We start from the raw sequence: 13,458 nt of genomic DNA, 5'->3' as shown, positions 1-13,458 counted from the left end.
GACTGACCGTGCCGGTTGATGGGCTGACAAACAGACGGGGCGATGCCTGAAGGGTGTCGCCTGCTTCGTGAAAACCGACGAACCGAGACCTTCATGCTGTATTTTTCCCGTTGGAAGACCTTATTCATCTGGCTTGTTGTGGTGCTGGGGGTGGTGATTGCCGTTCCGAACCTGTTCAGCGACCAGCAGCTGGCAAAACTTCCCGGATGGATGCCGGACAGCAAGGTCACCCTCGGTCTCGACCTGCAGGGCGGTTCCTACATCATGCTTCAGGTCGATCGTTCCGACATTGTCACCGATCGCCTGAATACGCTGGTTGACGATGTTCGCGCCGATCTTCGCGAAGCGCAGGTGCGCTACACCGGTCTTTCCGGTTCGGGCGAGACGGCACAGGTGCGCATCACCGATCCCGATCAGTATGCCGCCGCCGAAGAGGCGCTTATGCCTCTGGCCGAAACCGTGAATGCCGGGACGCTCAACGGTGGCACATTTCAGGAAGTCAGCATTTCCGACGATGAAAACGGTCTGATCCAGCTTTCGCTCACGGAAGCCGGTATCGACTATCGCATGCGCTCGGCCGTACAGCAGTCGATCGAGGTTATCCGTCGCCGCGTCGACGAACTCGGCACGACCGAGCCGCTGATCCAGCGGCAGGGCGACGACCGCATTATCGTCCAGGTGCCGGGTCTCGATGATCCGCAGCGTTTGAAGGCGCTCCTGAACAAGACCGCGAAGCTGACCTTCCACATGGTCGACACCACGGTTAATGCGCAGGACGCCATCGAGGGCCGTCCGCCGGCAGGCGACGAAGTGCTCTATTCGATGGATGATCCGCCGGTTCCCTATGTAATCGAAAAGCGGGCGCTGATTTCCGGTGAGGATCTGGTCGACGCCAAGGCGGCCTTTGACCAGCGCACCAATGAGCCGGTCGTCAACTTCCGCTTCGATTCGCGCGGCGCCCAGCGGTTTGCCCAGGCAACCCAGCAGAATGTCGGCCGGCCTTTCGCCATCGTGCTCGACGATCAGATCGTCTCGGCGCCGGTGATCAATGAGCCGATCCTTGGTGGTTCGGGTCAGATTTCCGGCAACTTCTCGGTCCAGGGCGCCAATGACCTTGCCGTGCTGCTGCGCGCCGGTGCGCTGCCGGCCACGCTGACGGTGGTCGAGGAACGCACGGTCGGGCCGAGCCTTGGTGCCGACTCGATCCGTGCCGGTGTTCTCGCTTCGGTGATCGGTGCGGCCCTGGTCGTCATCTTCATGGTCGCGTTTTACGGCATGTTCGGCGTGGTCGCGAATATCGCACTGTTCTTCAATATCGTGCTGCTGATCGCGCTTTTAAGCATTATCGGCGCGACACTGACGCTTCCCGGTATTGCCGGTATCGTGCTGACCATCGGTATGGCGGTCGACTCGAACGTGCTGATCTATGAGCGCATCCGCGAAGAGCGGCGGCGCAATGGCCGCAGTGTCGTTCAGGCCGTCGATTCCGGTTTCCGGCGGGCGTTTGCGACCATTATCGACGCCAACCTGACCACGCTGATTGCGGCCGTGATCCTGTTCTTCCTCGGTTCCGGTCCGGTGCGCGGTTTTGCGATTACGCTGGCCATCGGTATCCTGACCACGATCTTCAGTGCCTTCTATCTGACCCGCTTCATGATTTCCGAATGGGTCCGTCGCCGCCGTCCGAAAGAACTGCCGAAGGGCATTCGCACGGGCATGTTCGACGGCATCAATTTCTCCTTCATGAATTTCCGCAGGATTTCGTTCATCACGTCGGCGGTTCTCGTTGTTGCCTCCGTCATCGGTTTCGGGACCCATGGCATGAATCTCGGCATCGATTTCACCGGCGGCTCGGTCGTGCAGGTGGAATCGAAGTCGGGCCCGGCAGACATCAGTCAGATCCGTACCGACCTGAACGGCCTGAATATCGGCGCTGTGCAGGCGCAGGGGTTCGGGTCCGACAAGGATGTACTGATCCGGATTCAGGCGCAGGACGGCGGGGCCAATGCCGAACAGAGCGCGATTTCCAAAATCCGCAGTACGCTGGAAAGCAGCTATGATTTCGTCCGTGTCGAAGTTGTCGGCCCGGTCGTTTCCGGCGAACTTTCACGCTCTGCGACCATTGGCGTGCTGGCCTCGCTGATCGCGATCCTGATCTATATCTGGTTCCGTTTCGAATGGCAGTTCGCCGTCGGCGCGATCATCGCGACCGCGCATGACGTGCTTTTGACCATCGGTATCTTCGTGCTGACGGGGGTCGAGTTCAATCTCACCAGTATTGCCGCGGTGCTGACAATCGTCGGTTATTCGCTGAACGATACGGTGGTGGTCTATGACCGCGTACGCGAGAATCTGAGGCGGTATCAGAAGATGCCGCTGCCGGAGTTGCTCGATATCTCGATCAACCATACCCTGTCGCGAACCATCCTGACCGCGTTGACGACATTGCTTGCACTGGCCGCACTTTATCTGTTCGGCGGTGAGGTGATCCGGTCCTTCACCTTCGCGATGCTGTTCGGCGTGGCGATCGGCACCTATTCGTCGATCTATATCGCAGCACCGATCCTGATCGCCTTCAAGCTGCGGCCCGATACATTCCAGAAGAGGGATGCGGAGAAAGACGCGCCGGAAGAACGCGGAACCGTGACGGGAATCTGATCCAATGGCGCGTGGCATCGAAATCCGCGAGGCGCATTTTCCCGGGACCGCGCCGATTGACACCTACGGCAATGGCGGGTTCCGCTTTGCCGACATGTCACATCGCGGATCGCTGCTGTGTGTGCCGTCCGGCATTCACGGCTGGGATGTGACCACGCCGGAGGAGATGACGGTATCCGCTTTCGAGCGGGTGCTGGATCAGGCTGACGAGATCGAGGTGCTGCTGGTTGGAACCGGTCTCGATATGGTGATCCTGCCCAAGCCCCTGCGTGAGGCTCTGCGCGCGAAAAAGATCGTTGCTGATCCGATGAATACCGGCGCTGCGGTCAGGACCTATAATATCCTGCTTGGAGAATCGCGTGCCGTTGCCGCGGCGCTGATTGCCGTGTGAAAAAGCGGGCCGGTTTGTTTCACGGACTTGCAGAACACTGGAGCATGTGTCGTGGCGGATCACGCCGAAACTGAAGGATTGCTGCTGTCCGAACTGCGTGAAGCGGATCGTGACCGTTATCTGGCAGCGCTGCTTTCGCCGGCCGACAGGCGCGGTGCGCTTGCCGCACTTTATGTGTTCAATGCCGAGTTGGCACGTGTACGCGAACGGGTCAGCGAGCCGTTGCCGGGCGAGGTGAGGCTGCAATACTGGCGCGATCTTCTGGAAGGGGCCGGTCACGGCTCGACCGAGGCGAACCCGACGGCCTCAGCCCTGCTTGCGGCCATCGACACCTTCCATCTGCCGCGCGAGCCGCTGATCCGCATGACCGAAGCGCGGATTTTCGATCTTTATGACGATCCGATGGGCACGACCTCGGAATTCGAAGGCTATGCCGGTGAAACCGCCTCGGCCCTGATCCAGCTTGCAAGCCTCGTGCTGGATCCGAAGGCTGCGGCCACCCATGCAAATGCCGCCGGTCATGCCGGTGTTGCGCAGGCTGTTGCCGGATCACTGCTGCTGTTGCCGCGCCACAGGACTGCCGGACAGGTATTCGTGCCGACCGAAATTCTGACGGCCACGGGGCTCGATCGGGAAAGCTTTCTGATTGCCAGCGACCGTGCGCGAGTCGGCAATGCGATCCGCGCTTTTGCGTCCTTCGGCCGGTCGCATCTGGCGAAATTCAGGGAAACCGGCCGTATTGCAAAAACACTTGCACCGGCATATCTGCCTATGTCAGTCTGCGAGAACATTCTTGTAAAGGCTGAAAAACTGGGTGAAGCTATCCTCGAAGAAGAGATACGGCCGGCCCAGTGGAAGAGGCAGCTCCTGATGATGCGCTCTTTACTGTTTCGCAAAATTTGATGAGCATGCTCACGCTGAAATATCGGATCTAGGGCCTGTTTTCCGGCCAGTTTCGCGGAATTCACCCTCTGGATTCGTTTATGCAGTCGCGATTCTTTGCGGGCCGCATCAGGAGAGGAAGGGCGTGAATGGAAACTTGGGTCTGGCTTCTGATCGCTGTGGTCGTCGCCATTGCTGCTTACTACATTTTCGGACGCGCGAAGGCGCAAAAACCGGATGATGAATTCTCGGTAGACGAGGCCAATGGATGGGCCAGCCGCGAATTCAGCCGCAGTTATCCCGATTCGAATGTCGCCGCGGTCATTGGCGATACCGAGATCGAGACCTTCTTTCTCAGATTGTCGGATGGCAAGGTCGGGATTTATCGCTCCCGGCGCGGCAAGGGGCAGGCCATCATCGTCAGTCAGAGCGATTATCGTCTGCGCGCGCTGCCGGAGGCCAATGGCCTGCAGGTGGATTATCCCGAAAACGATTTCTTCAGCGGAAACTATCATTTCCGCAGCGAGCAGGATGCCGCGGACGTTTCAACCTGGATGCTGAACGCCCGCTGACAAAGGTTTGGCCGGCGTCAGCCGTCGATCCAGGTTTTGCAGGCCTCCAGCGCGCGTTTGGCCACAAGCTGCTTCTTTACCGATGATTTGGCTTTGCCGCGCGGCCGCTTGCCGGTCTCGGGATCGATCAGCGCGCCGGGTTCCAGCTCGGGAAACAGGCCGAAATTGACGTTCATCGGCTGGAACGAGCGCTTTCCGCCTTCTTCTTCATGGGCAATGTGCCCGCCGGTGACGTGGCCGAGCAGGGCACCGAGCGCGGTTTCCGGCGGCGGTGCCACCGGGGCCTGCCCGAGCCGTTCCGCTGCGGCGAATCGCCCGGCGAGAAGGCCGATGCTGGCGCTTTCCACATAGCCCTCGCAGCCGGTGATCTGGCCGGCAAACCTGAGCCCCGGCCGCCCCTTGAGCGTCAGCGTTGCGTCGAGCAGCGTCGGTGAGTTCAGATAGGTATTGCGATGCAGGCCGCCGAGGCGGGCGAACTCGGCTTCCTGAAGGCCGGGAATCATCTTCAGCACGTCCTTCTGGGCGCCGTAGCGCAGCTTGGTCTGAAACCCGACCATGTTGTAGAGCGTGCCGAGTGCGTTATCCTGACGAAGCTGCACCACCGCATAGGGCTTTTCGTCCGGCTTGTGGGCATTGGTCAGGCCCATCGGTTTCATCGGGCCGTGGCGCAGCGTCTCGCGGCCGCGTTCGGCCATCACCTCGATTGGCAGGCAGCCATCGAAATAGGGCGTGCCTTCCCATTCCTTGAAATCGGTCTTGTCGCCGGCAATCAGCGCATCGATGAAGGCGTTGTATTCTGCCTCGTTCATCGGGCAGTTGATATAGTCCTTGCCCGTGCCGCCGGGGCCGACCTTGTCATAGCGCGACTGGTACCAGCAGATATCCATGTCGACCGTGTCACGGTAGACGATGGGCGCGATGGCATCGAAAAAGGCAAGCGCTTCCTTTCCGGTGTTCGCGCTGATCGCTTCGGCAAGGGCAGGGGCTGTCAGCGGCCCGGTGGCGATGATCGCCTGATCCCAGTCTTCCGGCGGCAGCGCCGTGACTTCCTCGCGCACGATGGTGACCAGCGGATGAGCGGCAAGCTTCTCGCTCACAGCATCGGAAAACCCGACGCGGTCCACGGCCAGCGCGCCGCCGGCGGGCACCTGATGGGCATCGGCTGAGGCCATGATCAGCGAATTTGCCATGCGCATTTCGGCATGGATGACGCCGACGGCATTGCTGGTGGCATCATCGGAGCGGAACGAGTTGGAGCAGACCAGTTCGGCAAGCCCGTCGGTCTTGTGTGCCGCCGTTTCGCGAACACCGCGCATTTCGTGTAAGATCACCGGAACGCCGCGATTGGCGATCTGCCATGCCGCTTCGGAGCCGGCAAGGCCGCCGCCGATGACGTGAACGGGTTTGGGAGAGGTGCTGGTATCGGACATTGTCGTTCAAACCGGAAGGTTGGCCGGATGCTGATCACGGCGTGTTTCATACGATTGCGCGGCAGCGTAAAGCCGCCGGAGCCTGCTTTGCAAATGACAGATCGGCGGCGTGCCGTCGAGAGTGGATCGCAGATTTACGGCTTTTCGTGCTTTCGTCGAAATTTTTTCGCTATGCCAAACGTTTGTCACGGTTGACCCTATAAAATTGGGCAGAGAAAATTTACAAACGTCAAGCCTTTGAAAGTGCTGAAACAAAAGTTATGTCATAGTGGGCGCTTACATTTACCGTCCCGCTGAGCTGGCGAAATCCTTCGGATCAGATGGCCGTAAAAAGCGATCCGTGGCGCTCCGGTTGATTTAGGTCATGTGATCTCAAACCGGTACGAGGGATATAGCAAATCGATTTAAACGCCAATTTGATTTCGAAAAGGGGAATCGACATGGAACAGATCACGCCTGATAGCACCCAGAATATTCTGGGGCCGGAAGAACTGGATCTGACGAATAGATACTGGCAGGCGGCCAATTACCTGTCGGTTGGTCAGATCTATCTGATGAACAACCCCCTGCTGAAGGAACCGCTCGAGGAAGAAGACGTCAAGCCGCGCCTGCTCGGCCACTGGGGCACGACCCCCGGACTGAACTTCATCTATGTCCACCTGAACCGCATCATCAAGAAATACGAGGCCAGCACGATCTATATTTGCGGCCCCGGTCATGGTGGTCCCGGCCTCGTTGCCAATGCCTATCTCGACGGCACCTACACCGAAATCTATCCGGAAATCACCGAAGACGAAGAGGGCATGCAGAAGCTGTTCAAGCAGTTCTCGTTCCCCGGCGGCATCCCGAGCCACGTCGCACCGGAAACGCCCGGATCGATCCATGAAGGCGGCGAACTCGGTTATGCGCTCGTTCATGCCTTCGGTGCAGCCTACGACAATCCCGACCTGATCGTCGCCTGCGTTGTCGGTGACGGTGAAGCCGAAACAGGTCCGCTTGCCGCTTCGTGGCATTCGAACAAGTTCCTGAACCCGATCAATGACGGCGCGGTTCTGCCGATCCTGCACCTGAACGGCTACAAGATTGCCAATCCGACGGTTCTTTCGCGCATGAGCAAGAAGGACCTGACCGACCTGTTCCAGGGCTATGGCTACGAGCCCTTCTACGTGGAAGGCGATGAGCCGGAATACATGCATCAGCGCATGGCCGAGGTCATGGAGGATTGCTACACGCGCATCCGCGAAATTCAGGAGGCTGCCCGCGCCGAAGGCACGGTCTACGAAATGCCGCGCTGGCCGATGATCATCCTCAGGAGCCCGAAGGGCTGGACCGGTCCGAAATTCGTGGACAACAAGAAGGTTGAAGACTTCTGGCGTTCGCACCAGGTTCCGATCTCGGCAGCCCGCCAGAACGCCGATCACAGAAGCCAGCTCGAAGACTGGATGAAGAGCTACGCCCCGGAAAAGCTGTTCGATGAAAACGGCAAGCTGGTTCCCGAGCTGAAGGCGCTTGCGCCGGAAGGCAATCTGCGTATGAGCGCAAACCCGCATACCAATGGCGGGCTGCTGCGCAAGGAACTGGTCATGCCCGACTTCCGCCAGCTGGCGGTCGACGTAAGCCAGCCGGGCGCCGTAATGACCTCGGCCACCAAGCATCTTGGCATGCTGCTGCGTGAGGTCATGCGTCTGAATGCCGACGAACGCAACTTCCGCCTGATGGGCCCGGACGAAACCGCTTCGAACCGCCTGCAGGATGTGTTCGACGTGACCGATCGCGTCTGGATGGCCGACATTCTCGACTATGATGAAGGTGTTGCCCGCGACGGCCGTGTCATGGAAGTTCTGAGTGAACATCTGTGCCAGGGTTGGCTGGAAGGCTACCTGCTGACGGGCCGCCACGGTCTGTTCTCGTGCTACGAGGCCTTCATCCACATCATCGACTCGATGTTCAACCAGCACGCAAAATGGCTGAAAACCACGCAGGATATGGCGTGGCGCAAGCCGATCTCGTCGCTGAACTACCTTCTGACCTCGCATGTATGGCGTCAGGACCACAATGGCTTCAGCCATCAGGATCCGGGCTTCATCGACCACGTCGTCAACAAGAAGGCCGACGTCGTCCGCACCTACTTCCCGCCGGATGCCAACACGCTTCTGGTTGTCGGTGACCACATTCTGAAGACCTACAACCGCGTCAACGTCATCGTTGCCGGCAAGCAGCCGCAGCCGCAATGGCTGTCGATCGAAGAAGCGATCGTGCATTGCGATACCGGCCTTGGCGAATGGAAGTGGGCCAGCAATGTGCCGGATGGCGAAGAGCCCGATGTCGTGATGGCTTCGGCCGGTGACGTTCCGACGCTGGAAATGATGGCCGCTGTCGACATTCTTCGTCAGAAGCTGCCGGAAATGAAGGTCAAGGTTGTCAACGTCGTCGACCTGATGGCTCTGCAGCCGAAGGAAGAACATCCGCATGGTCTGCGCGATGCCGACTTCGATGCACTGTTCACCGATAACAAGCCGGTCATCTTCGCCTATCACGGCTACCCCTGGCTTATTCACCGCCTGGCCTACCGCCGTCACAACCACAACAACATCCACGTTCGTGGTTATGTTGAAGAGGGAACGACGACAACGCCGTTCGACATGGTTGTCCAAAACCGTCTCGACCGCTACCATCTGGCCATGGATGCGATTGAACGTGCCGGTGGATTTGGTGAAAGAGGTGCTGCCGCATTGAACTATCTCAAGGAAATGCGCGCAAAACATCACGATTATGTCCGCGAGCATGGTCAAGACATGCCGGAGATTCTCGATTGGAAATGGCCTTATCCCAAGGGCTGATCCAAATTAACGAAGCCTGCGCACCGCCACCTCCCAGGGCGGTGCGCACACCATTTCTGGATAGCGATTATGAATGGCACAGTACTGGCATTGAATGCCGGATCATCCAGCCTCAAATTCCGTCTTTACGAAGTCGAGGGTGATCACTTTACTCTGGTTCTGCGCGGTCAGTTTGACGGCGTTAATGAAAATCCCCGCCTTGTGGTCAAGGAAGCGGGCGGCAAGGAAATCTGCAATATGGACCTCGAGATCGGGGAACATATGCAGGAAGACATGCTTGAGCGCATTTTCGGCGTCATCAAGCCCTACACCGCAAACAGCCCGCTGCAGGCCGTCGGCCACAGGGTCCTTCACGGCGGCGGCCGATTCGCCGATCCGGTTCTGCTCGATGACGAGATCGTTTCCTATCTCGAAACACTGATTCCCATGGGCCCGCTGCACCAGCCGGCCAATCTTGCCTCGATCAAGCTGTTCCGTCGCATCCGTCCCGACCTCCCGCAGGTCGCATGTTTCGACACGGCCTTCCACGTCAATATCGACGAGCGCGCCGCGCGCTATCCGATTCCGCTGGAGTACGAGGCCAAGGGCTATCGCCGATTCGGTTTCCACGGCCTGTCCTATACCTACATTGCCGACCGGCTGCGCGAGATCTCGGATTATCTGGTCAAGAAGCGCACGGTCGTTGCCCATCTCGGCAGCGGTTCGTCGATGTGCGCCATGCGCAACGGCAAGGCGATCGACACGACCATGGGCCTGACGCCGCTCGGCGGCCTGATGATGGGCACACGCTCGGGCACCGTCGACCCGGGCCTGGTTCTGACGCTGATGGAGGCGGAAAACCTTTCGCCGGCTGAAATCAAGAACATGCTCTACTACAAGTCGGGTCTACTGGGCGTCTCTGGCATTTCCGGCGACCTGCGCGTTCTGATGGAAAGCGATGACCCGAACGCGAAAAAGGCGATCGACCTGTTCGTGTTCCGCGCCTGCCGTGAACTATCGATCATGGTCGCCACCATGGAAGGCATGGAATCGCTGGTCTTCAGTGCCGGGATTGGCGAAAACTCGCCGGTGATCCGCAAGATGATCTGCGAACGTCTCGCATGGCTTGGCGTCCAGCTCGACGATGAAGCGAACAATGCCAGTGAGGAAATCATTTCCTGCCCGGAAAGCCGCGTTGAAGTGCGCGTCATCCCGACTGACGAGGAAATCGTTCTGGCCCGCCAGACCGCCCGCGTCGTCGCCGAAGCCGTGCAGGAAGGCCGCACTGTCGCCGCCTTCGCCTGAGCCTTTGCGTCAGTTCTGAAAATGGGAATGCCCGTGCGAAAGCGCGGGCATTTCGGTTTGTTGACAAACCCTGTGACCAATCACTGTCTTCCCTCCCTTTCGCCGTCATTCCGGCCTTGAGCCGGAATCTAGTAAGCGCAAGTCCTTGCGCGCAAAGACTCTTTCTGGAAGCGCACGACAAGCGGCCCTGGATACCGGCTCAAGGCCGGAATGACGGAAGAACGAGGGACGAGCTTTTTCAGCAGTCAGGGATGCCCCGTGCGAAAGCGCGGACATTTTCATGTTTGGCCGTGTTTGTGCGGGCCGGAGGGTACCGGCACGCACTCCCCGCTCAGACGGACTGCGCCCGTCAGGCAGTCCGCGCCCATTCCGGGATCCAGTCGTGATGGGCGGTCAGCAGGTCGTCGACGAGTGACCAGATCTGGTCGAGGTCGAGTTCGGCGGCCGTGTGCGGGTCCATCATCGCGGCATGATAGAGATGTTCGCGGTTTTCGTTGACCAGTGCTGCCACCGTCAGTTCCTGCACATTGACATTGGTGCGGATCAACGCTGTCAGTTGCGGCGGGAGATCGCCGACATAGGTCGGCTGAATACCGGAGGCATCGACAAGGCAGGGGACTTCGGCTGCGCAATTTGCCGGTAGCGATGTGATGCAGCCATTATTGCGGACATTGCCGTAGATGACGGACGGCTCGCCGGTCCATACCGAATTCATGATTGACGAGGCATATTCCTTGCTCTGCTCAACCTTGATCTCATCGGCCTTTTTATATTCCGCCGCCTGATCCTTCCATTTGGCAATCTGCTCGACGCAGCGGATCGGATATTCGTCCAGCGGAATGCCGAATTTCTCGATCAGGTCTTCGCGGCCCTCCTTGATGAAATAGGGGGTGTATTCGGCAAAATGCTCCGAGCTTTCGGTGACGAAATAGCCGAGCCTTGTCAGCATTTCATAGCGCACCTTGTTGGGGCAGCGCGGGTTCCAGCCCGACGGTTTGGGGAACCGGCCCTCGCGATAGCCGCGCACAAGATCGGGATAGAGATCGCGGTAGCTGCCGTCCTTCTGGCGATGCTCGAATTTCAGGAAGAATGCCATGTGGTTGATGCCGGCCGAGCGGTAACGGATTTCCTCATAGGGAATGTCGAGATCGCGGGCCAGTTCGCCGGCTGTGCCCTGCACCGAATGGCAAAGTCCAACCTGCTTGATCTTCGGATATTTTTCGGCAATCGCCCAGGTGTTGATCGCCATCGGGTTTACATATTGCAGCATGATGGCTTCGGGGCAGACCTGCATCATGTCTTCGCAGATCGACCAGAGGTGCGGCACGGTGCGCAAGCCCCGCATGATGCCGCCAATGCCAAGCGTATCGGCAATCGTCTGGCGCAGGCCGTATTTCTTCGGTACTTCGAAATCGGTGACGGTGGCCGGTTCATAGCCGCCAATCTGGAAGGCGACGACGACAAAGTCCGCACCGTCCAGCGCGTCGCGTTGATTGGTGTGCGTGGTGATTTCGGCTTTCGAACCGAGCGTTTTGGCAAGTTTACCGGCAACGATCTCGCTTTCGGCAAGACGCTCCGGGTTGATGTCCATCAGTGCGATTTTTGCGTCCTTCAGGGCAGGGCGCTGCAAGGCGTCGCCGATGATGTTTTTCATGAAGACCGTGGAGCCGGCGCCGATGAAGGTGATCTTGGGTTGTCTTGCCATGTGGTAATTCCTCAAATTCAGGCGGCAACTTCGAACGCGGCCTTGACCAGCCGTTTCGTGTATTCTGTCTGCGGGTTTTCCAGCACATCGCGCACCGGTCCCTGCTCGACGATTCTACCGTGCTGCATGACGCAGACACGGTGGCAGAGCGCACGCACGACCTTCAGATCATGCGAGATGAAAAGATAGCTGAGGCCCCGTTCGCTCTGCAGCTTGCGCAGAAGTTCGATGATCTGCGCCTGTACGGAAAGGTCGAGCGCGGATGTCGGCTCATCGAGCAGAATGAACTCCGGCTCCAGTGCCACGGCGCGAGCAATGGCAATGCGCTGGCGCTGGCCGCCGGAAAACTCATGCGGAAACCGATGGGTGATGGAGCCGGGCAGGCCGGCATCAATGAGCGCATCGCGCACCCGCTCGTTACGATCCTTGCCGGATGAGCCGATGCCGTTGACGATCAGCCCTTCCTCGATGATCTGGCCGACCGTCATGCGCGGATTGAGGGATGAAAACGGATCCTGAAACACAACCTGCATGCGCGAACGCAGCGGCCTGAGCTGTTCGCGGGAAAGCCCTTCGATGTGCTTGTCGTCAAAAAGCACCGTGCCGCCGTCGGAATGGATCAGCCGCATCAGCGCCTGGCCGAAGGTGGTCTTTCCCGATCCGCTTTCGCCCACAAGCCCCAGCGTTTCGTGCTTCCTGAGCGTGATCGACAGATCATTGACCGCGACAAGCTGGCTGTAGCTGGACTTGAAGAAGGTCCCGGTCTTCAGCGTGAAGGCGACGCGGACATCCTTGCCCTCCAGAATGGTCTGCGATCCTTCCGGCAGCGGATTGGCTTCGCCCGAGGGTTCGGAGCCGAGCAGCTTTTTTGTGTAAGGATGCTGCGGGTTGGTGAAGAGCGCCTTGGTGGTGTTGTGCTCGCGCACCACGCCTTCGCTCATCACATAGACATAGTCCGAGAAATGCTGAACCACGGTCAGGTCGTGGGTGATCAGGATGACGGCCATGCCGAGTTCCAGCTGCAGATCCCGAATCAGGCCGAGGATCTGCGCCTGAACTGTGACATCCAGAGCCGTCGTCGGTTCATCGGCGATCAGCACATCCGGTTTGTTGGCAAGCGCCATGGCAATCATCACGCGCTGGCGCTGGCCGCCGGAAAGCTGGTGCGGATATTGTTTGAGCCGCGCCTCCGGTTCAGGGATCTGCACCTGCCGCAAAAGCTCCAGTGTCTCTTCCTCCGCCTTTTTGCGGCTGATGCGGCGATGGGTCTGGATGGCTTCGACGATCTGCGAGCCGATCGTGTAAATCGGATTGAGCGAGCTCATCGGCTCCTGAAAGATCATCGAAATGCGCGCGCCGCGCATCTGCCGGCGCTTCTTTTCGGAGAATTTCAGAACGTCTTCGCCGTCATAGGTGATCGTTGCGCCCTTGCCGACGCTTGCCCGCTTCGGCAGCAACCCCATCACCGTTCGGGCCGTGACCGACTTGCCGGAGCCGGATTCGCCGACGATGGCGATGGTTTCACCGCGGTAGAGCTGGAAGGAGACGTCGCGCACGGCATTCACCGTGCCATCCTCGACGGTGATATCGACGGCGACATTGCGGGCGTCGATAATCGGCTCGCCCTGTTTTTCGGGATCGTCGCGCCGTTCGGAGGGCGCGGTGTCATGTCTGAGTTCGTCAGCCATTGAAAGCG

General features: G+C 59.1%; 9 protein-coding genes. 6 read left to right on the top strand and 3 right to left on the bottom strand.

Annotated elements, in window-relative coordinates; translation table 11 throughout:
* Positions 1 to 93: 93 nt before the first annotated feature.
* The 4 genes from secDF to ABID12_RS15090 all read left to right on the top strand — a co-directional run bounded on the left by secDF (position 94) and on the right by ABID12_RS15090 (position 4,503).
* Entirely contained in the window at positions 94 to 2,658 is a 2,565-nt protein-coding gene (gene secDF / locus ABID12_RS15105; protein WP_106301093.1) for a protein translocase subunit SecDF, read from the top strand.
* A gap of 4 nt (positions 2,659 to 2,662) precedes the next feature.
* Entirely contained in the window at positions 2,663 to 3,049 is a 387-nt protein-coding gene (locus tag ABID12_RS15100; RefSeq protein WP_354434941.1) for an Mth938-like domain-containing protein, read from the top strand.
* A gap of 51 nt (positions 3,050 to 3,100) precedes the next feature.
* Entirely contained in the window at positions 3,101 to 3,952 is an 852-nt protein-coding gene (locus ABID12_RS15095; RefSeq protein WP_354434940.1) for a phytoene/squalene synthase family protein, read from the top strand.
* 128 nt (positions 3,953 to 4,080) lie between these two features.
* Complete coding sequence (locus ABID12_RS15090; RefSeq protein WP_354434939.1) at positions 4,081 to 4,503, top strand: hypothetical protein; 423 nt, start codon at positions 4,081 to 4,083, stop codon at positions 4,501 to 4,503.
* Positions 4,504 to 4,520: 17 nt separating this feature from the next.
* On the opposite strand, the gene trmFO is transcribed toward ABID12_RS15090, so the two are convergent.
* A complete protein-coding gene (trmFO, locus tag ABID12_RS15085; RefSeq protein ID WP_354434938.1) occupies positions 4,521 to 5,933 on the bottom strand; it encodes a methylenetetrahydrofolate--tRNA-(uracil(54)-C(5))-methyltransferase (FADH(2)-oxidizing) TrmFO in 1,413 nt (470 codons plus the stop codon).
* A 440-nt stretch (positions 5,934 to 6,373) separates the two neighbouring features.
* On the opposite strand from trmFO, the gene ABID12_RS15080 reads away from it, so the two are divergent.
* Both ABID12_RS15080 and ABID12_RS15075 read left to right on the top strand, forming a co-directional pair.
* A complete protein-coding gene (locus tag ABID12_RS15080) occupies positions 6,374 to 8,773 on the top strand; it encodes a phosphoketolase family protein (RefSeq protein WP_319519697.1) in 2,400 nt (799 codons plus the stop codon).
* 69 nt (positions 8,774 to 8,842) lie between these two features.
* Positions 8,843 to 10,057: an acetate/propionate family kinase gene (locus tag ABID12_RS15075; protein ID WP_354434937.1), complete on the top strand. Its 1,215-nt coding sequence runs from the start codon at positions 8,843 to 8,845 to the stop codon at positions 10,055 to 10,057.
* 349 nt (positions 10,058 to 10,406) lie between these two features.
* On the opposite strand, the gene ABID12_RS15070 is transcribed toward ABID12_RS15075, so the two are convergent.
* Complete coding sequence (locus tag ABID12_RS15070; RefSeq protein ID WP_354434936.1) at positions 10,407 to 11,762, bottom strand: alpha-glucosidase/alpha-galactosidase; 1,356 nt, start codon at positions 11,760 to 11,762, stop codon at positions 10,407 to 10,409.
* A 17-nt stretch (positions 11,763 to 11,779) separates the two neighbouring features.
* The gene (locus ABID12_RS15065; RefSeq protein ID WP_354434935.1) at positions 11,780 to 13,450 is read right to left on the bottom strand and encodes an ABC transporter ATP-binding protein; all 1,671 of its coding nucleotides are present in this window, start codon (positions 13,448 to 13,450) and stop codon (positions 11,780 to 11,782) included.
* Positions 13,451 to 13,458: the final 8 nt, after the last annotated feature.

The sequence above is a fragment of the Martelella mangrovi genome, from assembly GCF_040545495.1.
In the GTDB taxonomy this organism is placed as follows: Bacteria; Pseudomonadota; Alphaproteobacteria; order Rhizobiales; family Rhizobiaceae; genus Martelella; species Martelella mangrovi.
This window is presented reverse-complemented; position numbering and strand designations above follow the sequence as displayed.